Origin of the sequence: Pseudooceanicola nanhaiensis (assembly GCF_020171315.1) — a bacterium.
Taxonomy (GTDB): domain Bacteria; phylum Pseudomonadota; class Alphaproteobacteria; order Rhodobacterales; family Rhodobacteraceae; genus Pseudooceanicola; species Pseudooceanicola nanhaiensis_A.
The window spans coordinates 95,405-114,887 of record NZ_JAIUZP010000009.1; the positions used below are offsets into that span (position 1 = coordinate 95,405).

General features: G+C 68.9%; 14 protein-coding genes and 1 riboswitch. Of the genes, 9 read left to right on the top strand and 5 right to left on the bottom strand.

All coding sequences use genetic code 11. The features are described 5' to 3' along the window. The first annotated feature begins 19 nt into the window (after positions 1-19). Positions 20-1,189 (top strand): amidohydrolase, encoded by a 1,170-nt coding sequence (locus LCM32_RS16015; RefSeq protein ID WP_224822099.1) that lies wholly within the window; start codon positions 20-22, stop codon positions 1,187-1,189. A gap of 376 nt (positions 1,190-1,565) precedes the next feature. Continuing rightward, positions 1,566-3,170, top strand: a complete 1,605-nt coding sequence (locus LCM32_RS16020) for a fatty acid--CoA ligase (protein WP_224822100.1) — start codon at positions 1,566-1,568, stop codon at positions 3,168-3,170. A gap of 179 nt (positions 3,171-3,349) precedes the next feature. Here LCM32_RS16020 and LCM32_RS16025 read toward each other — a convergent pair whose 3' ends face one another. The 5 genes from LCM32_RS16025 to LCM32_RS16045 are packed head-to-tail and all read right to left on the bottom strand — an operon-like array spanning position 3,350 to position 8,509. Beyond that, a complete protein-coding gene (locus LCM32_RS16025; RefSeq protein WP_224822101.1) occupies positions 3,350-4,018 on the bottom strand; it encodes an adenosylcobinamide amidohydrolase in 669 nt (222 codons plus the stop codon). After that, entirely contained in the window at positions 4,015-4,761 is a 747-nt protein-coding gene (locus LCM32_RS16030) for an ABC transporter ATP-binding protein (protein ID WP_224822102.1), read from the bottom strand. The genes LCM32_RS16025 and LCM32_RS16030 overlap by 4 nt, the downstream gene beginning before the upstream one ends. Then, positions 4,758-5,741: a FecCD family ABC transporter permease gene (locus LCM32_RS16035; protein ID WP_224822103.1), complete on the bottom strand. Its 984-nt coding sequence runs from the start codon at positions 5,739-5,741 to the stop codon at positions 4,758-4,760. Before LCM32_RS16035 ends, LCM32_RS16030 begins: the two co-directional genes overlap by 4 nt. After that, positions 5,738-6,580: an ABC transporter substrate-binding protein gene (locus LCM32_RS16040; protein WP_224822104.1), complete on the bottom strand. Its 843-nt coding sequence runs from the start codon at positions 6,578-6,580 to the stop codon at positions 5,738-5,740. Before LCM32_RS16040 ends, LCM32_RS16035 begins: the two co-directional genes overlap by 4 nt. Before the next feature lie 51 nt (positions 6,581-6,631). After that, complete coding sequence (locus LCM32_RS16045) at positions 6,632-8,509, bottom strand: TonB-dependent receptor plug domain-containing protein (RefSeq protein WP_224822105.1); 1,878 nt, start codon at positions 8,507-8,509, stop codon at positions 6,632-6,634. Positions 8,510-8,652: 143 nt separating this feature from the next. Beyond that, positions 8,653-8,866: riboswitch (cobalamin riboswitch) on the bottom strand. A 140-nt stretch (positions 8,867-9,006) separates the two neighbouring features. Here LCM32_RS16045 and cydD point away from each other — a divergent pair. The 7 genes from cydD to LCM32_RS16080 all read left to right on the top strand — a co-directional run bounded on the left by cydD (position 9,007) and on the right by LCM32_RS16080 (position 19,477). Beyond that, on the top strand, positions 9,007-10,656 hold the full coding sequence (gene cydD / locus LCM32_RS16050) for a thiol reductant ABC exporter subunit CydD (RefSeq protein ID WP_224822106.1): 1,650 nt from the start codon (positions 9,007-9,009) through the stop codon (positions 10,654-10,656). Next, a complete protein-coding gene (locus LCM32_RS16055; RefSeq protein WP_224822107.1) occupies positions 10,653-12,293 on the top strand; it encodes an amino acid ABC transporter ATP-binding/permease protein in 1,641 nt (546 codons plus the stop codon). The genes cydD and LCM32_RS16055 overlap by 4 nt, the downstream gene beginning before the upstream one ends. A 169-nt stretch (positions 12,294-12,462) precedes the next feature. Then, a complete protein-coding gene (locus LCM32_RS16060; protein ID WP_224822108.1) occupies positions 12,463-14,061 on the top strand; it encodes a cytochrome ubiquinol oxidase subunit I in 1,599 nt (532 codons plus the stop codon). A 5-nt stretch (positions 14,062-14,066) separates the two neighbouring features. Further along, complete coding sequence (cydB, locus tag LCM32_RS16065; RefSeq protein ID WP_224822109.1) at positions 14,067-15,227, top strand: cytochrome d ubiquinol oxidase subunit II; 1,161 nt, start codon at positions 14,067-14,069, stop codon at positions 15,225-15,227. Between the two features lie 17 nt (positions 15,228-15,244). Then, the gene (gene cydX / locus LCM32_RS16070; RefSeq protein ID WP_222491339.1) at positions 15,245-15,361 is read left to right on the top strand and encodes a cytochrome bd-I oxidase subunit CydX; all 117 of its coding nucleotides are present in this window, start codon (positions 15,245-15,247) and stop codon (positions 15,359-15,361) included. Positions 15,362-15,713: 352 nt separating this feature from the next. Then, complete coding sequence (locus LCM32_RS16075) at positions 15,714-17,537, top strand: S9 family peptidase (RefSeq protein WP_224822110.1); 1,824 nt, start codon at positions 15,714-15,716, stop codon at positions 17,535-17,537. Positions 17,538-17,698: 161 nt separating this feature from the next. Beyond that, positions 17,699-19,477, top strand: a complete 1,779-nt coding sequence (locus tag LCM32_RS16080) for a M28 family peptidase (RefSeq protein ID WP_224822111.1) — start codon at positions 17,699-17,701, stop codon at positions 19,475-19,477. The last annotated feature ends 6 nt before the right edge of the window (positions 19,478-19,483 follow it).

The window sequence follows — 19,483 nt, forward strand, 5'->3', positions numbered from 1 at the left end:
TCAATCAGGGATCCCGACCATGACCGCCGTTACCGATTTCCTCGCCTCCCGTTTCGAGGGCCACAAGGCCCTGCGCCGCGACATCCACGCCCATCCCGAACTGGGCTTCAAGGAGACCCGGACGGCGGCCTTGATTGCAGAGCGCCTTCGCGCCGCCGGTTACGAGGTTGTCGAGGGCGTGGGCACCACGGGCCTTGTCGCGACCCTGTCGCGTGGCGCGGGGCCGACCATCGGCCTGCGGGCCGACATGGACGCCCTGCCGATGGACGAGGAAACGAACCTGCCCCATGCGTCGAAGACCCCGGGCGTCTTCCACGGCTGCGGCCACGATGGCCATACGGTCAGCCTGCTGGCCACGGCCGAGGCGCTGGCGGCCGAGGGCGGCTTCTCCGGGACCCTGCGGATGATCTTCCAGCCCGCGGAGGAGGGGCTTGGCGGCGGGCTGCGAATGATCGAGGAGGGGCTCTTCGAGCGCTTCCCCTGCGATCTGGTCTATGGCTTCCACAACATGCCGCTGCTGCCCTTGGGCACGGCGACGGTGCGCCCCGGCCCGGCGATGGCCTCGGCCGACGAATTCAAGGTCACCTTCACCGGCAAGGGCGGCCATGCGGCGATGCCGCACCTGAGCAAGGATTGCGCGCTGGCGCTCTCGGAACTCACGGTGGCCTTGCAGCGGCTGGTGGCGCGTGGCGTCGATCCGCTGCGGTCGGCCGTGCTCAGCGTGACGCAGATCCACGTGGGCCAGGCGCATAACGTCATCGCCGGATCGGGCTGGCTGGGCGGCACCGTCCGGACGCTTGGCGCGGAGGAGCGCGACTTCGTCGAGGCCGGGATGCACCGGCTGGCGAAGGCCGTGGCGCTGGCCCACGAGATGGAGGTGGAGGTCACCTATACCCGTGGCTACCCGCCGCTGGTGAACGACTCCGCAGTGGCCACCCGGGTGGCCGAGGGGCTACGGGCGAGCCCCGTAGTGGAGATGGTCGAGGATGTGCCGCCGATCATGGCCGCCGAGGACTTCGCCTACATGCTGGAAAAGGTGCCGGGCGCCTACCTCAACTTCGGCATGGCGAAGGAGGGGGAGGCCAACCCGATGGTGCACAACCCGGCCTACGATTTCCGGGACGAGCTGATCCCCGTGATCGCCGCGACCATGGTCGAGCTGGTGCGCGCGGAGCTGCCCGAAACCTGATCGCGACCTCTCGGCGGGGGCGGAAAATTCTTCGAAGAATTTTCCCAAGAATTTTTGAAAATTCTTGGGTGCCTCGCGGCGGTGGCCCGCTCCGGACTTGACGTCGGGGCGGGTGCTTCGGCGCAGCCGATCCTGCAAATTTCGCTGCGTCACGAGCGTCGCGCCGCCTTGAGGATCGGCGCGGTTTCCGACTTCATCGGGCGCGAGAGGATCGTTTCGACGGAAGCGGCGCTCCGGCCTCAGGGCCGAACGGGAGGAGAGGAGGACGCGGGCGCAACCGGCCCGCGTGGAAGACGACCCCCGGCCGTTCGCCTGCTGGCCCCGTGCCGCCCGCGCTGTCCTGCGCGTGCCGTCCATGCCAGTAGAGGAGACCCGCATGGCCCAGACTTTTGCCTTTCCGCTGACCCTGAACCACGTGCTGGAGACCGGGCTTGCCCGCGCGGGTGCGCACCGCATCCATGGCGCCGATGGCACCAGCCGCAGCTATCCCGAGTTCGCCGCCCGCGTCGCCCGCTTTGGCGCGGCCCTTGCGGGGATGGGCCTGCGCCCGGGCGCGGTGATCGGCATGCTGGATTTCGATACGCCTGCGTATCTGGAGGCCTTCTTTGCCGTGCCCATGTCGGGGGCGGTGCTGCATACGATCAACCTGCGGCTTTCGCCGGAACAGCTGGTCTATACGATCAACCATGCCGAGGATGACGTGCTGATCGTGAACCGCGCGCTTGCCCCGCTGCTGGCCGCCGTCTGGGACGAACTCCGCCCCGGGATGCAACTTGTCTTCCTCGGTGAAGGCGACACCGGCGGCCTGCCGGACGGCATTGACTTCGAGGACTGGCTTGCGGCCGGCGATCCCGCCCATGTCTTCCCGGACCTGCCCGAGGACAGCGAGGCGACGCTCTTCTACACCACCGGCACCACCGGCCTGCCGAAGGGGGTGCATTTCACCCAGCGGCAACTGGTGCTGCATACTTTCGCGCTGGCGGCGGTCTTCGGCTCGGCCCCGCATGGCAGCTTCGGCCCCTCGGATGTGTATCTGCCGCTGACGCCGATGTTCCATGTCCATGCCTGGGGGCTCCCCTATCTCGCCACGATGCTGGGGGTGACGCAGGTCTATCCGGGGCGGTTCCAGCCTGACGTGACGCTGGGCCTGCTGCGCACCCATGGCGTGACCTTCACCCATTGCGTGCCGACGATCCTGCAGATGCTGATGCAGGAGGCCGGCGAGGACCGGACGGCGCTGCAGGGCCTCAAGATGATCATCGGCGGCTCGGCCCTGCCGCAGACGCTGGCCCGGGCCGCGATGGACCGGGGCGTCGACATCTTCACCGGCTACGGCATGTCGGAGACCGGGCCGGTGCTGACGCTGGCGCTTCTGACGCCCGAGGAACTGGCCCGACCGGTCGAGGAGCAGGTCACGCGCCGGGTGCTGACCGGGCGCACGATCCCCTTCGTCTCGATCCGGGTGGTGACCCCGGAGATGGAGGATGTGCCCCATGACGGCAAGACCGCCGGCGAGGTGGTGGTGCGCGCGCCCTGGCTGACGGCGGATTACCTGAAGAACGCGGAGGCGAGCGAGGACCTCTGGGCGGGCGGCTGGCTGCATACCGGGGACATCGCGGTGATGCATGCCGACGGGATGCTGCAGATCACCGACCGGCTGAAGGACGTGATCAAGACCGGGGGCGAATGGGTTTCCTCGCTGGCGCTGGAAGACATGCTGCGCCCCCACCCTTCGGTCCGCGACGTGGCCGTGGTGGCAGTGCCCGATGCAAAGTGGGGCGAGCGTCCGCTGGCGGTCGTGGTGCCCTCCGAGGGCGGGCTCGACGTGGCGGCGCTGAAGGCGGAACTGCAGAAGCATGTCGACAAGGGGGACCTGCCGCGCTTTGGCATTCCCGAGCGGTTCGAGGCGATCGACGACCTGCCCAAGACAAGCGTCGGCAAGATCGACAAGAAGGTGCTGCGCGCGCGGTTCGCCGCCTGAGGTGAAGACGGGAAGAGGCCGCGCGGCCTCTTCCCCAGCACGACGGTGTGCGCGCTCTAAAGGCGGGTGCTCCCGGTGGCGATGTCGCCCGTTTTCTTCGAAGAAAACGGACCGGAAAATGCGCATTTTCCGGGGGAGAGCCGGTGAGGCCAGTCAAGATTCGCTGGCGTAGGGGCTTCTCAGGAGCGCTCGATGATCCCCGGCGCGCGGATCGCCCAGTACTCGAGCCAGGCGAGCGCGCCCGTTAGTACCGCGTCATAGACCGCGCGGCCCGTGGCCTCGCCCGCCGCCGTATGCAGCCCGCAGTAGGCCTCTGCCCCGGATGGGGCGGCGACGGCGATGCAATCGGTCCCCGTGCCCGTGGCGCGGCCGGTGGGCAGGCGCATCCCGGCCTCGATCACCGCGGCGGTGCGGGCCTGCGTGGCGATCGACAGCGCCTCGATCAGCGCGGCCTGCGTCAGCCCGCAGGAGAGCCGCAGCGCCACGTTGATCGTGCCCCAGTCGCGGCCCGTGTAATCCATCCGGTGGCCGACGCGCTCGGCATTCGACAGGCCGACGGTGGCGACGGCCATGGCGCGGATGCCCTCCACCTCGGCCTCGGCCACCTCGTAGGCGCTGACATCGCGGGAGGTGAGGAAGGTGACGGCGTCGCTCTGCCCCACGGCTGCAAGCTGCGCGGTGAGCCAGTCGGTCACGTCGAGGTCCGGCGTCAGGTCGCTGTTGCGGACCTCGCGCCAGAGGATGCGGTCGGCGGTGACAAGGCCGGCGCGGTGCGGCGCCCAGCTGAGCACCTGCATCTCGCGGCCAAGGTCGAAGCGCAGCCAGGGTCGGTCCAGCGTCACGCTCATCCCAGCACGCCCATCGGCAGGAAGACCGGGCCGTCCTCGGTCTCGGCGTGGTAGATCGAGACGCCGAAGGCCTCGGCCATGCGGGCGGGGGTCAGCACCTCGGCGGGCGTGCCGTCGGCGAGGATACGGCCATGGGCCAGCAGCACCAGCCGGGTGCAATGCCGAGCCGCGAGGCCAAGGTCATGGAGCGAGGTCACCACCCCGCGGCCCTCGGCGGCGAGACGGGCGAAGACCTGCATCGTGGCGATCTGGTGCGCCGGGTCCAGCCCCGCGACCGGCTCGTCCGCCAGCAGCAGCGGGCATTCCTGCGCCAAAGCCCGGGCGATCAGGGCGCGGGCCTGTTCCCCGCCCGAAAGCCGCGTGGCCGTCCGGGCCCGGAGCGGGCTCAACTGCATCTGGGCCAGGGCATCCTCGATGGCGGCCGCATCGGCTTCGGTGCCGCCGCCATGGGGCAGGCGGCCGAGGGAAACCAGCGTCTCGACCGAGACGGGCCAGGCAATCTCGCGCGCCTGCGGCATCCACGCGGCCTGTTTCGCCCGCGCGGCGGGGGAGAGGGCGGCCAGCGAGGAGTGGCCCGCGCAGGGCACCAGCCCGAGGGCCGCACGCATCAGCGTCGTCTTGCCCGCGCCGTTGGGGCCGATGAGGCCCACGAACTCGCCTTCGCTCACGGAGAGCGTGATGCCGTCCAGTACCGGACGGTTGCGTAGGGTGACTGAGAGGTCGGAGAGCGTCAGCAGCGTCATGCCTGCTCCCCCCGTGTTTTCCAGATCAGGTGCAGGAAGAGCGGCGCGCCCACGAGGGCCGTCACCACGCCAAGCTTCAGGTCGCGGTCGGGCATCACCACGCGCACCGCGATGTCGGCGGCCAGCAGCAGCGCCGCCCCGCCCGCGGCGGAGGTCCAGAGCAGGGCCGAGGGCCGCGCGCCCACCACGGGGCGCAGCAGGTGCGGCACCACGAGGCCGACGAAGCCGATGGCCCCCGCCACGGCGGTGCCCGCGCCCACGACACAGGCGGTGCCCAGCACCAGCGCCAGCCGCAGGCGCGTCAGGTGGACGCCCATGGCGCCTGCCGCATCCTCGCCCAGTGTCAGCGCGTCGAGCCCGCGGCCCGTCCGGGCCAGCAGCAGCGCGCCCGCCGCCATGAAGGGCGCCGCCAGCCAGACATGCACCATGGACCGGTCGGCGAGCGAGCCCATCATCCAGAAGACGATCTCCCCGGCGGCATAGGGCGAGGGCGAGAGGTTCAGCACCAGCGAGGTCAGCGCCGAGGCCATGGCCGAGACGGCGATGCCCGCAAGGATCAGCGTCAGCGAGCCGCCGCGCGGCCCGGCCAGCAGGACCAGCAGCAGCACGGCCCCCACGGCGCCTGCAAGCGCCATCAGCGGCAGGGCGAGGGCGAAGGCAGCGGAGAGGCCGGTCTGAATTGCGATCACGGCGCCAAGGGCGGCAGAGCCGGAAATGCCGATCAGGCCCGGCTCGGCCAGCGGGTTGCGCAGATAGCCCTGCATCGCGGCCCCGGCGAGGCCGAGGGAGCCGCCGATCAGGATCGCCAGCAGCATCCGCGGCAGGCGGATCTCGCGCATCACCAGCGGCAGGGGGCCATCGCCCCCGGCCACAAGCGCCTTGAGCGCGGCCAGAGGCCCGATATCGGCCGGGCCGATGACGAGGGAGGCCAGTGCCAGCAGGGCAACCAGCGGCAGCAGGACGGCAAAGGCTTTTTTCACTGCGCGGGCCTCATCCGCTCGCGCATCTCGGTCAGTTTCTTCATCGCACCCAGGACTTTCGGCGTTCCGCAGATCCAGTCGGCATCCGACATGATCGCGCCGGGGACGGCATCGCGCAACCGTTCCACCACGGGATGTTCGAGGATTTCCTCCGACCGCGATCCGCCGGGATAGGCGCGCGAGGTGATCAGGGCGTCGGGTTCGGCCATGGCGAGCAATTCCAGCGGCATCGGGCCGCCATAGGGGAAGCCCGCCTCGGCTGCGACATTGGCGAAACCGGCGGCCGCGAGGATCTGGCCTGCGAGGGTCTGGTCGCCGGTGGTGTAGCCATTGGCGTAATAGAGCGCGGCGCGGGGGTGGGGCCCGCCGGCAGGGGCGCGCAGCGCGGCGAGGTCAGCGTCGAATTGCGCGGTCAGCGCCTCGGCCTCGGCCTCGCGGTGCAGTAGCGTGCCGACCTCGGCGATGTGGTCGCGGACCTCCTCCAGCGAATTGGCGGGGGCGATCTGGGCGACGCGGACGCCCAGTCGGCGCAGCATGGCGACGGCAGCGAGCGAGGAATACTGCCCGGCGAGGACCAGGTCGGGCTGCATCAGCCAGACTTCCTCGGCAAGAGCGTGGTTGATGTCATAGGCCTGTGCCTCATCCACCATGGCGGAAGAGCGCGGATCGACCGCCAGCATGGAGACCGAGCGCAGCTGGCCCGGCGCGGCCAGCATCATCGCCAGCTGATCGGTGCACAGGTTGATCGAGACGACCCGGCGCGGCGCGGCGTCTTGCGCCTGCGCTGCTGCCGGGAGGCCGAGGCAGAGGGCGGCCAGAAACGCCCGGGCGGATCGCATCCCTGATCCCCGTCCCGGACGCGGGGCTTTCCGGCCGTACCGCACCGCCTCTTACCAGGACGAGCTCAGGCCGATGTAGGCCGTGCGCCCGCGAGAGGCATAGCCCCAGGTGTCGGAGTAGTCCTCGTCGAAGAGGTTCAGGACCCGGCCCGTCACCTTGACGGTGTCGGTCACCGCGTATTGCGCAGAGACGTCGACGACCGTGTAGTCAGGCAGTTTCTCGACGCCGTAGCTGCCGAAATACTGGCTGTCGTAGTTGCCTGCCACGTGGCGGATGTCGCCGTTCAGCAGGAGGCGCCCGTCCAGCGAGGTCCAGGTCGCGCCGAGGGTGAGCGTATGCTCGGGGCGGCGCTGCTCGACCGAGCCATCGGGGTTGGTGGCATCGAGATAGGTATAGGCGGCGCGCAGGCTCAGCTGATCCGTCGCCTCGAACCGGGCCGCCAGTTCCACACCCTGCCGGTCGCTGTCGCCGGTCTGGTTGATGTAGGTATAGGTGGTGGCATCGGTCATGACCGCGGTGATCTCGTCGGTCAGCGTCTCGTTGAAGTAGGTCACGTCGATCGTGCCGCGGCCCGAGGCAAAGGGCACTTCGACGCCGATATCGAAGGACTTGTTCTCCTCCGGCTTCAGGTCCGTGTTCCCCTTGTAGGCGATGCCGCTGTAGACGTCGTCGGCGAAGAGTTCGTAGTAGCTCGGGTTGACCGAGCCCTTGCCCGCCGAGGCGTGCAGCCGGATGCCGTTGGCCAGCGTGTAGCTGACGCCAGCGTTCCAGGTGGTCACGTTGCCGAACTGGTCGTTGTCGTCATGACGCACGCCGACCTGCAGGTCGAGGCCGGGGGCAAAGCTGCCCCGGTACTCCGCCGCGATCGAGTTGGTCTCGCGGTTGTAGAGCGAATTCGTGGTCGAGCTGTCCTGCTCGTTCTCCAGCATCAGGGTGACGAGGTGATTGGCCGAGGCCACCGTGCCGTCGATGCCGTAGGACAGGCGGTACTTCAGCACCTCGGTCTCGGTCTCGGTCGGGGCAAAGCCGTTGTAGCCCTGATCGAAGTCGGTGCGCTCGTAGCTCAGCCGGTTGACCATGCGCCCGCCGAGGCTTTCGTATTCCAGCCAGACCTGCGCGGTCTGCTCTTCGCGGTCGCTCCACTGGGTCGGATCGTCCACGACGTATTCGTCTGCCGTGGTCGCCGTCCACGACGTGTTGTCGTAGTCGTAGGTCTCTTCCGAATGGCGGTAGGACGCGCCGAGGGTCAGGCCGGGGATCAGTTCGTAGTCCGCGGCAATCTGCCAGGTCTCGCGGGTGATGCCATCCTTCTCGCCGCCGGAGCCGGAGTAATCATACCCCTCGTCGTCGCGCTTGGCGTAGTTCAGCGAGATGCCGCCCTTTTCGCCCCGCTGCGAGACGAAGCCCGAGACGGCCCAGCCGCTGCCCGCTTCCACCGTGCCGCCGTAGTGCAGGCCGCTCTCGGTGCCCTTCTTGGTGATGATGTTGATCACACCGGCCGAGGCGTTGGAGCCGTAGAAGGCCGACTGCGGCCCGCGCAGCACCTCGATCCGCTCGATATTGGCGGTCTCGAGGCCGGTGAGGATATATTCGCCGTCGCCGCCGGCGGCCTCGACCCCGTCGATCAGGATCAGCGTATGGCTCGACTCGCCACCGCGGATGCGGACCTGCGTGTAGCTGGAGCCGGTGGAGGAAACCGTCAGGCCGGGCACGCGCCGCAGCGCGTCCTGCACCGAGGCCACGCCCTGCTGGTCCAGCTCTTCGCCGGTCAGGACGGTGGCGGACCGGCCATAGCGGGCCGCGTCGATCGGGGTCAGACCGCCCGAGACGATGATGTCGTCCAGTTCGATCATGTCCTGCGCGCGCAGCGCGAGCGGAGCGGTTGCGGCGGTGATGGCCAGAACGGCCGTCGTCATCTTGAATGTCATCTCTGTCCCTTCCGGGCGCCCCGTTGGCCGGGGCAGGTGCTTGCGTTCAGCAACCGGATTCTGGACGTAATGACCCCTCCGGCAGCGGTGCGGTGTCACCACATACGGACAGGTCCGTTGCCCCGGGCGCCCTCCGCGCCCCGAACAGGGTGAACGGCTTCGACAGGTTTCCTGACTTGCGGGTCATCGCCTTACCGGGCCTTCCCGCCGCGCCCTCATGGCGCCGCAGTGGCATGATCCGGCATCGCTCGCCGCTTACAGTTGCGGGGGCAGTTGCGGCATTGGGCCCAAGGCCCGCACCGCATTCCCTTTTGCACCGGGCGTGGGGACACCCGGACCGAAGCTGGCCGGAACCCTAGGCAGGAGAACCCTTTTTTGCAAGTGCGAAAGCCCTGCGTCGGGCCGTCACATGGGACGCGTCGCCCCATGCGGCAGGAAGACCGCTTTCCCGAAACCTGTAACCAGATTAAACGTTTGCGCGAAAGGACGGCCCCCTCATGTCCCGGACTTCTGCTCTCTCGCGCCTCGTGGCGCCCGCCGCCGCGCGGCATCTGCGCCTGTCTTCCGGCCTTGGCCTTGCCGCGGGGCTGCTCTGGCCCGTGCAGGCCGGTGCCATCGCATGGGCGATTCCCGCATGGATCGACGGGCGCTGGGCCGCAGGCCTCTGGGCTGCCGCTCTCTTCCTCGGCGCGGCCCTGATCCGGGCCGGGCTGGAGGCGCTGGCCGCCCGCCGGGCCTACCGCGGCGCGGACATGGTGATCACGGAGGCGCGCGGGGCACTGCTCGACCGCGAGGTGGTGCAGCTTTCGGGCGGGGTCTCCTCCGCGGCGCTGGGCGCGATGGTGGCGCAGAAGCTGCCGCTGCTCTCGCCCTATCTCACCCGCTACCAGACGGCGATGGTGCGCGTCATGGTCCTGCCGTTGCTCTACCTCTGCCTCGTCTTCCCGGTGTCCTGGGCGGCGGGTCTCGTGCTGCTGGTGGCGGGGCCGCTGATCCCGGTCTTCATGGCCCTCGTCGGCATGGCCGCGAAGGAGGCGAGCGATCGCCAGATGGCCGAGATCGGCGACATGAACGCGCTGCTGATCGACAATATCGCCGCCCTGCCGGACATCCGCCTGCTGAACGCGACCGAACGGGCGCGTACGGACTTCGCGGCCCGGGCCGAGGCGCTGAAGACCCGCACGATGGCGGTGCTGCGCGTGGCCTTCCTCTCCTCCACCGTGCTGGAGCTCTTCGCCGCGCTCGGCGTGGCGATGGTGGCGGTCTATGTCGGCTTCTCGCTGCTTGGGGAGATCCCCTTCGGGGCCTATGCCACGCCGCTCACGCTGGGGCAGGGGCTGTTCCTGCTGCTCATGGCGCCCGAGTATTTCCAACCGCTGCGCGACCTTGCCGCTGCCTGGCATGACCGCGCTGCGGCCCAGTCCGTCGCGGATGAGCTGGAGACGCTGGCCGCAAGGCCCGCCGAGCCGATCCTCGGCACCGGCGGGCTGGCCGAGGCGATCCCCGGGCCTGCCACGCTGGCGATGACCAGTGTCGCGGTGCAGCGTGGGACACGCCGGTTGGCGCTGCCCGAGATCACGCTGCAGCCGGGCGAGATGGTCGTTCTGGCGGGCCCCAGCGGGGCGGGCAAGTCCACCGCGCTCGACCTTGCCGCAGGATTGCTGCGGGCCGGGGAGGGCGAGATCATGGTGGCCGGACAGGTGCTCGACGGGCTGACCGCCGATGGCTGGCGCGCGCGGATTGCCTATATCCCTCAGGCCGTCCGGATGCCCGATGCGCCGCTGCGCGACATCCTCGACCCGCACGGACGGGGTGGCGACATGACGGCGGCGCTGCAGGCGGCGCGGGCCGATCACGTCGTGGCGGCCCTGCCCGAGGGGCTGGACACACGGCTGGGCGAGACCGGCGCAGGCGTTTCGGGCGGCGAGGCGCGGCGGCTGCTGCTGGCCCGCGCCTTCCTTGCGGGTGCCGAGGTGATCCTTGCGGATGAGCCCACCGCCGATCTTGACCATGCCACGGCGCGACAGGTGATCGACGCGCTTGCCGCGCTGAAGGGGCAGGGGGCCGCGCTGCTGGTGGCGACCCATGACCCGGAGCTGATGCACCGCGCCGACCGGGTGGTGCGGATCGGGGAGGATGCGGCATGAGACAGCTGTGGCGCGTGCTTCGCCTGCTTTGGTCCGCGCGGCCCGGGGGCATGTGGCGCGGGGCGATCCTGTCGGTCGTGGTGCTGGTTATGGGGGCCGCGCTGCTGGGGCTGTCGGGCTGGTTCATCACCGCGACGGGCATGGCGGGGCTGGCCGGTGTCGGCATCGCCTTCGACGTGTTCCGCCCCTCGGCCGGGGTGCGGATGCTGGCGCTTGGCCGGGCCGCCGCGCGCTATGCCGAACGGCTGCTGACCCATGACGCCACGCTCTCGGCGCTGGCGGTGCTGCGGCTCGACCTGCTCAAACGCCTCTCCGCCCGTCCTCTGGCCGAACTGCGCCAGCTGCGCGGCGGCGTGGCGCTGACGCGGATCACGGCGGATGTGGATGCGCTCGACGGGGTGGCGCTGCGGCTGGCACTGCCGATCGCGGCGGCGCTGCTGACCCATGGCTTTGCCTTCCTGATGCTCTGGTGGCTGGTCACGCTGCCCGTCGCGCTGACGGTGACGGCAGGCTACCTCGGCGGGGCCGGGGTGATCCTCTATCGCGTGGGGCGGCGCGGCTTTGGCCCGTCCTCGCGGGCCGAGGCGGCGGGACAGGAGATGCGCCGCGCGGCCATCGGGCTCTTCCGGGGGCAGCGGGACCTGATCCTGCAGGGCCGGATGCCCGCGGCGCGGGCCGCCCTCACCGGGGCCGAGACCGAGGCGCGGGCGGCCCATGACCTCCTCGACCGGCTGGATGCGCGGGCGGGTCTGGCGCTGGCCACGCTGGTGGCGCTGGTCACCACGGCCGTGATGCTGCTGGCCCTGCACGCGGTGCAGAGCGGCGCGGCGCAGCCCGCGGCGGCGGCCATCGGGGTCTTTGCGGCACTGGCTTTGGCCGAGACGGTGATGCCCCTGCGCCGCGGGCTGGCGGAACTGGGCCGGATGCGTGACGCGGCGGAGCGGGTGCTGTCGCAGCCCGAGACCGTCGTCGCTGCGCCAAAGGCACTGCAGGCGCCCGATACGGCGGCCGGGCTGCGGGTGCAGGGGCTGACCCTGACCCGCCCCGACCGGGTGAAACCGCTGGTGGAGGGGCTCTCCTTCGTGGTGGCCATCGGCGAGACGGTGGCGATCCGGGGCGAGAGCGGCTCTGGCAAGTCGACGCTGCTGGACGTGCTGGCGCGGGTCACGCCCTCGGATGGGGCGGTGCACCTGCTGGGCCAGCGGCTGGAGGATTACCCCGAGGACCAGTTGCGCCGCCTGCTGACGCTGGTCCCGCAGCGCAGTGCGCTGATGGGCGGGACGATCCGCCAGAACCTCGCCCTCGCCCGGGCCGACGTGAGCGATGACGCCGCGTGGCAGGTGCTGCGCGCGGTGGCGCTGGACGGCGTGATTGCCGAGCGCGGCGGGCTGGAGGCGATGCTGGGCGAAGGCGGTGCGGGCCTCTCCGGGGGCGAGGCGCGGCGGCTGGTTCTGGCGCGCGCTCTGCTGCGGCGCCCGGCTGTGCTACTCTTGGACGAGGCGACCGAGGGGCTGGACGACGTGACCGCCCGCAAGGTCCTCTCCGGCATTCGCGAGACCCTGCCGGAGGTCGCCCTGCTGCTGGCGGCGCACCGCCATGCGGAACTGGAATTCGCTGACCGGATCATCCAGCTTTAGGAAGGGGTGTTCAAAAAACACAAGCCTGTGAATGGCATAACGTCACATTCCGCTAATTGCATCCAGTTGATGCAGATCAAACGCATCCGGATTGGCGGGGTGTATTGCGCGGCAGAAACCTGCATTTTCGAGACATTATACGGTTTCGAGTAACCACGGGAGTTCCCTCATGGAGTTCGACGTCGTCGAGCTGTCACGCCTCCAATTCGCGATGACAGCGCTATATCACTTCCTCTTCGTGCCGCTGACCTTGGGTCTGTCGATCCTCGTCGCGATCATGGAGACGGTCTATGTCATGACCAACCGCCCCATCTGGCGCCAGATGACGAAGTTCTGGGGAACCCTCTTCGGGATCAACTTCGTGCTTGGCGTCGCGACGGGGATCACCATGGAGTTCCAGTTCGGCATGAACTGGTCCTACTACAGCCACTACGTGGGCGACATCTTCGGGGCACCGCTGGCGATCGAAGGGCTCATGGCCTTCTTCCTCGAGGCGACCTTCGTCGGGCTCTTCTTCTTCGGCTGGGACAAGCTGAGCAAGGTGGCCCACATGGTCGTCGCGTGGCTGGTGGCCATCGGCTCCAACTTCTCGGCGCTGTGGATCCTGATCGCCAACGGCTGGATGCAGAACCCGGTCGGCGCGCAGTTCAACCCCGATACGATGCGGATGGAGATGACCTCCTTCTTCGAGGTGATGTTCAACGAGGTGGCGCAGGCCAAGTTCGTGCACACCGTCTCGGCCGGCTATGTCACTGCCTCTGTCTTCGTCCTCGGCGTGTCGGCGTGGTACATGCTGAAGGGCCGTCACATCGAACTGGCCCGGCGCTCCATCGCGGTGGCCTCTTCCTTCGGTCTGGCCGCGGCGCTCTCGGTCGTGGTGCTGGGGGATGAAAGCGGCTACTCTGCCTCCCACACCCAGAAGATGAAACTCGCCGCGATCGAGGCGATGTGGGAAACCCACGAGGCGCCCGCACCCTTCACGCTGATCGGCTTCCCCGATCAGGAAGCGCGCGAGACGCATTACGCGATCCATATCCCCTATGTGATGGGCCTGATCGGCACCCGGTCGCTGACGCAGGAAATCCCGGGCATCGACGATCTGGTCGCGGAATCGGAGGACAAGATCCGTTCCGGCCTGATCGCCTATGACGCGCTGATGACCATCCGGTCCGAGCGGGACGCAACCCCCGCCGATGTGCGCGCCACCTTCGAGGAGCATTCCGAGGACCTCGGCTATGCCCTGCTGCTGAAGCGCTATGTCGATGACCCGCGCGAAGCGACGGAAGAGCAGATCGTCATGGCGGCGGAGGATACCGTGCCGCACGTCTGGCCGCTGTTCTGGGCCTTCCGCATCATGGTCGGCCTCGGCTTCAGCTTCATCGCGGTGATGGCGGGCTTCTTCATCATGGCACAGATCAAGGGCATGCGGTTCCCGCGCCCGGCGCTCTGGCTTGCCGTGATCATGATCCCGGCACCGTGGATCGCAGCCGAACTGGGCTGGATCGTCGCGGAATACGGGCGGCAACCCTGGACGGTGGACGGCGTGCTGCCGACCGCGCTGTCGGCCAGCCACCTCAGCGTCGGCGATCTGCTGATCACGCTGGCGGGCTTTGTCCTCTTCTACTCGGTGCTCTTCATCATCGAGATGGGCCTGATGGTGAAATACATCCGCAAGGGCCCGCAGGAAGATGTCGAGGCCACCGAGGTCTGGATGGAAAAACACGAACGCCGGATGCGCAGCTCCGGTGAAGTCAGCCCCGCGGAGTAACTGACATGATCCTTTATGAACTGATCGACTTCGATGTGCTGCGGGTCATCTGGTGGGTCCTGCTGGGCGTGCTGCTCACAGGCTTTGCCCTGACCGACGGCTTTGACATGGGCACCGCGGTGCTGCTGCCCTTCGTCGGCAAGACCGACGTGGAACGGCGCATCGTCATCAACACCATCGGCCCGGTCTGGGAAGGCAACCAGGTGTGGTTCATCCTCGGCGGCGGCGCGATCTTCGCCGCCTGGCCGCCGCTCTACGCGGTGAGCTTCTCGGGCTTCTACCTCGCCATGTTCCTCGTCCTTGCGGCGCTGATCCTGCGGCCCGTGGGCTTCAAGTACCGCTCCAAGCGAGACGGCGTGAAATGGCGGCGCAACTGGGACTGGGCGCTCTTCGTCGGCGGTGCCGTGCCTGCGCTGATCTTCGGCGTGGCCATGGGCAACGTCCTGCGCGGCGTGCCCTTCCACCTGACCGAGGACCTGATGCCGATCTACGAGGGCGGCGTGCTCTGGAAGCTTCTGGGCCTGCTGAACCCCTTCGCCCTGCTGGCCGGTGTGGTCTCGCTCTCCATGCTGACGATGCATGGCGCGGCGTGGCTCTCGCTCAAGGCCGAGGAGCCGGTGGCGGGCCGTGCCCGGGCCATCGGCGCCAAGGCGGGCATCGTGGCGGCGGCGGCCTATGCGCTGGCCGGTCTGTGGCTGGCCTTCGGCATCGACGGCTATTCCATGGTCAACCCGGTGCCGGCAGATGGTCCGTCGAACCCGCTCTACAATGAAGTCGTGCGCGGCGGATCGTGGTTCGCGGCCTATGCCCAACGGCCGTGGATCGCGATTGCGCCGATCGCGGGCTTCGTCGGCATCGCGCTGACGGTGCTGGGCCTGCGGGCCGGGCGCGAGGCCTCGACCTTCCTCGCTTCCAAGCTGGCGATCACGGGGATCATCTCCTCGGTCGGGCTGGTGATGTTCCCCTTCATCCTGCCCTCGCGCACCAACCCCGACAGCTCGCTGAGCGTCTGGGACGCCTCCTCCTCGCACCAGACGCTCTTTGTCATGCTGGTGGCGGCGGTGATCTTCATGCCCATCATCCTCGCCTACACGGCGTGGGTCTACAAAGTCCTCTGGGGCAAGGTGACGGCGGATGACGTCACCGGCGAGTCCCACAGCTACTGACCGAAAGGAACTGAACGATGTGGTATTTTGCATGGCTCCTCGGCCTTCCGCTGGCCGCGATGTTCGCGGTGCTGAACGCGATGTGGCTCGAACTGCGCGAAGACGCGCGGATGGCCGAAGAGGGCGAAGAGTGACCTGAGGGCCCCGCGCCCCACGAGATACCGCCGCGCCGCGTTCCGCGCGACGGGACTGGCCGGACAGGGAAACCTGCCCGGCTTTTTTGTCCCCGGGATCGGCGGTTGCTTGGCTCGCTTCGGGCTGGAACGTTGGCCCGGGCCCGAGGTGAAGGCGGGACAATAGACCCGGTGGCGAGACCGGCGAGCCTGCGTCTGCCCGTTCCCGCAGCATCCGCGCGGCGTGGGGCGAGACGCCCCCTCACCGCATTGCTGCCTCCCGGAATTGACTCTGGTCTCTCCCACGGTGCGTCGCCATGATCCGCGCGGGCGCTCCCGCGTCCCAATCCCTCCTCCGATCCGACAGGCTGTCATGACCACGACTTCCCCCCTCACCGCCGCCGCTGCCCACAGCGCCGGTGCCTCGATCCGTGCCTATTTCTCCCTCACCGAACACCGCGCGCCCGCGATCAGCGGCGATGGCAGCCGGATGGTCTGGCTCTCCAATGCCAGCGGCTTCGCACAGGTCTGGGAGGCGGACGGGCAGGGCGGCGCCGTGCAGCTGACCCGGATGGACGAGCCGGTGGGCAAGCTCAGCTTCGTGCCCGGCAGCCGCGACCTGATCCTGACCACTGACCGGGGCGGGAACGAGCGGCACCAGATCTGGCGCCTGCGCGACGGGGACACGGTGCCCGAGCCGCTGACCGAGGCGCCCCGCGTGGTGCACGGGTTCGGCGCGATCTCCGCGGATGGCGGGCTGATGGCCTATGCCGCGAATGACCGCGACCCGTCGACGATGGATGTGCTGGTCCGGGACATGGCCAGCGGCGCGGTGCGCCGGGTCTGGCAGGGGCAGGGCTTTGGCGAGGTGCTGGCGGTCTTCCGCGATGGTGCGTCGCTGCTGGTGAAAACCTCGGAGGCGTCGAGCCGCCAGACCCTGTGGCGCGTCCAGATCGCCGATGGCACCGCGACGGAGGTCTTCCCCGGCGAGGGCCCGACCCAGTACCGGACGATCAAGCTGCTGAAGGACGGCGTGACGATGCTGGCGCTCTGCGATCGCGGGCGCGAGCGGGCGGCGCTGATGCGGGTCTCGCTGGAAAGCGGCGCGGCGGAGGTGCTGGCTGGCTACGAGGCCGCCGATATCGACGGTTTCGCGCTCAGCGGGGACGAGGCCACGGCCGCCCTGCTGGTGAACCGCGACGGGTTGCACGGGATCACGCTGCTGGATATCGCGCAGGGCACGCTCACCGATCTGCCCGCGCCGCACCCCGGCGTCCTCTCGGTGCCCGTCTTCCATCCGGCGAGTGGCGCGCTGGTCTTCTCGGCCGAGGGCGCTTGCGACGCGCCCGCGCTTTGGACGCAGGCCCTTGACGGCAGCCCGGCCACGGCGCTCGCCAAGACCCGGCCCGAGGGGCTGCCTGCCTTCCGCGAGCCCTCCCTCATCAACTACACCAGCTTCGATGGGCAGCAGGTGCCCTGCTTCCTTTACGATCCCGAAGGCCCCGCGCCGGAGGGCGGCTGGCCGGTCATGGTGATCGTGCACGGCGGGCCGGAACTGCAATGGCAACCGACCTTCCGCGCCGATGTCCAATGGATGCTGGCTAAGGGCATCCGGGTGGCTGCGCCCAACGTGCGCGGCTCCACCGGCTATGGCCGCCAGTGGCACGAGATGGACGACCTCGGCAACCGGATGGACAGCGTGAAGGACCTGCTGGCCCTGCGCGACTGGCTGGCGGCGCAGCCCGAGGTGGACGCAGAGCGTATCGGCGTCTTCGGGCGGTCCTACGGCGGCTTCATGGTGCTGGCCGCGATGGTCGAGGCGCCGGAGGCCTGGCGCATGGGCGTGAACTTCTACGGGATCGCCAACTTCTCGACCATGATGCAGACCACCGGCCCGTGGCGGCGCGACTTGCGCGCGGCGGAATACGGCGACCCGGAGGAGATGGCCGAGGCGCTGGAGGTCTTCTCGCCCATTCACCGGATCGAGAGGATCGCCGCGCCCCTGCTGCTGGTCCATGCCTTCGAGGACCCGCGCGTGCCGATCGGCGAGACGGAGATGGTGCATTCCTGCCTGACCGGCCTGCAACGGGACGTCGAGTATCTGCGCATCGCCCATGAAGGCCACGGATTCGCCCGGACCGAGAACCGGCTGACCGTGCACGAACGGCTGGCCGACTTCATCACCCGAACCCTCTGATCCGGTCCCGCGCGGCACGCCTGCGAGCGACGGAGTTGCACAGGGATTGCGCAGCATGGCGTTTTCCGTCCTCGCGGGCGGTCACGCCGGCGGCATTTCCTTGACGGGGTATAAGGTTTTTCCTCAATCGTAATTTTGTATGACAATATGGAAATAGACTGATGCCGAAGGATTCTGTGATCGGGGCCATCTCTTCCGAGCGGGCGCGCAAGCATGTCGAGGTGATCTGCAAGACGATCCCCCACCGCGCTGCCGGGGCCGAGAACGGCAAGCGGATGGCGGAATATTCCCGCGACGCGCTGCTGGCGGACGGGATCGCGGATGCCACGATCTTCGAGTTGCCGGCCGTCGTCTCCTTCCCCGAACCCGCAGGTTTCAAGGTCACCGCGACCGGCGAGGAAATCCCGGCCAACACGCTGGGCCACAGCACCGAGACCGGCCCCGAGGGCATCACCGGCGAGCTGGTCTATGTCGGCTCCGGCGCCTTCGAGGACTACGAGGGCCTCGACGTCACCGGCAAGATCATCCTGACCGAGCTGTCCTATGCCCCCGGCCGCCACGAGAAGCAGCGCATTGCCGCGCTGAAGGGCGCCATCGGGGCCGTGATGATGAACTGGGGCGGGCCGGAGAACCCGGCCGTGCCCATGGGCTCGGTCAAGCCGAACTGGGGCTCGCCCACGCCTGAAGGCATGCGCGACGAGATGCCCACGATCCCCTGCATCGGGATCGCCCGCGTCGACGGGCTGCGCCTGAAGGCCGAGGGCGAGAAGGCCCCGGTCGAGATCTGGATGCGCCCCGTGGTCGAGAATGGCTGGCGTCCGGTGCAGATCACCGTGGGCGAAGTCGCTGCCCCCGAAACCTCGCCCGAGTCCGAGGATTTCGTGCTGATCGGCGGGCATCAGGACAGCTGGCCCGGCGAGGCCGCCACCGACAACGCCGCCGGCAACGCCTGCATGCTGGAACTGGCCCGCGTGATGAACGAGAACCGCGACCAGCTGCGCCGCGGCGTCGTCTGCGGCTTCTGGACGGCCCATGAGACTGGCACCATGGCGGGCTCTGCCTGGTATGCGGATCATGAATGGGCGCGGCTGCGTGACCATGCGGTTGCGTATCTCCAGATCGACCAGCCCGCCTGCGTCGGCACCGATACGCTCTGGGCCGCGGGCTCCAACGCCGAGCTGAAGACCTTCCACGAAAGCGTCGCGGCCGAGCATCTCGAGGGCCGCGGGCAGCTCTGGCACCGCGCTGCCAAACATGGCGACAGCTCCTTCTTCGGCCTTGGCATCCCGGCCTTCGCGGGCAACGGCTCTTTCACCGAGGACGAGCTGAAGGCCACCGCGTTGGCGACGCTGGGCTGGTGGCACCACTCGACCGAGAACACGCTCGACAAGCTCGACTGGGAATGGATGCAGACCCACCTCGAGATCTACGCGGCCTGGGTCTGGGAACTCTGCACCGCGCCGGTGCTGCCCTTCACCTTCACCCCCGTGGCGGGGCAGGTGAGCGAGCGTCTGGAAGAACTCTCGGCCCCCGGCCAGCTGATCGGGCTGGAGGCGGCCGAAGCCGCAGCCGCCCGCTTTGCCGAGGCCGCCGCCACCTTCGACGCCCGGGCCAAGGCCGCAGCCGAGGCCTTCGACGGTTCTGACGCCGCAGAGGCGATGGCCACGCGGATCAACACCTGCATGAAGCGCCTGTCGCGCATCCTCGTCCCGCTGCAGAGCACCTCTGTCGGCAAGTACGGCCACGACACCTACGGCTACACGCCGCAGGGCTCGATGATCCCGATCCTCTACGACCTGCCCGAGCTGGCAACGCTGGAGGAGGGCGAGGACTTCTGGATGCTGCGCACGAAACTTGTCCGGGCCCGGAACAAGGTTATCGACGGGCTCGACGAAGCAACAACCCTGATCGCCGACACGCTGGAAATGATCGGCGACTGACCCAAC

Coding starts and splice junctions, on each gene's coding strand:
- LCM32_RS16015 (WP_224822099.1), top strand. CDS start 20: ATGACCGCCGTTACCGATTTCCTCGCCTCCCGTTTCGAGGGCCACAAG.
- LCM32_RS16020 (WP_224822100.1), top strand. CDS start 1,566: ATGGCCCAGACTTTTGCCTTTCCGCTGACCCTGAACCACGTGCTGGAG.
- LCM32_RS16025 (WP_224822101.1), bottom strand. CDS start 4,018: ATGAGCGTGACGCTGGACCGACCCTGGCTGCGCTTCGACCTTGGCCGC.
- LCM32_RS16030 (WP_224822102.1), bottom strand. CDS start 4,761: ATGACGCTGCTGACGCTCTCCGACCTCTCAGTCACCCTACGCAACCGT.
- LCM32_RS16040 (WP_224822104.1), bottom strand. CDS start 6,580: ATGCGATCCGCCCGGGCGTTTCTGGCCGCCCTCTGCCTCGGCCTCCCG.
- LCM32_RS16045 (WP_224822105.1), bottom strand. CDS start 8,509: ATGACATTCAAGATGACGACGGCCGTTCTGGCCATCACCGCCGCAACC.
- cydD (WP_224822106.1), top strand. CDS start 9,007: ATGTCCCGGACTTCTGCTCTCTCGCGCCTCGTGGCGCCCGCCGCCGCG.
- LCM32_RS16055 (WP_224822107.1), top strand. CDS start 10,653: ATGAGACAGCTGTGGCGCGTGCTTCGCCTGCTTTGGTCCGCGCGGCCC.
- LCM32_RS16060 (WP_224822108.1), top strand. CDS start 12,463: ATGGAGTTCGACGTCGTCGAGCTGTCACGCCTCCAATTCGCGATGACA.
- cydB (WP_224822109.1), top strand. CDS start 14,067: ATGATCCTTTATGAACTGATCGACTTCGATGTGCTGCGGGTCATCTGG.
- cydX (WP_222491339.1), top strand. CDS start 15,245: ATGTGGTATTTTGCATGGCTCCTCGGCCTTCCGCTGGCCGCGATGTTC.
- LCM32_RS16075 (WP_224822110.1), top strand. CDS start 15,714: ATGACCACGACTTCCCCCCTCACCGCCGCCGCTGCCCACAGCGCCGGT.
- LCM32_RS16080 (WP_224822111.1), top strand. CDS start 17,699: ATGCCGAAGGATTCTGTGATCGGGGCCATCTCTTCCGAGCGGGCGCGC.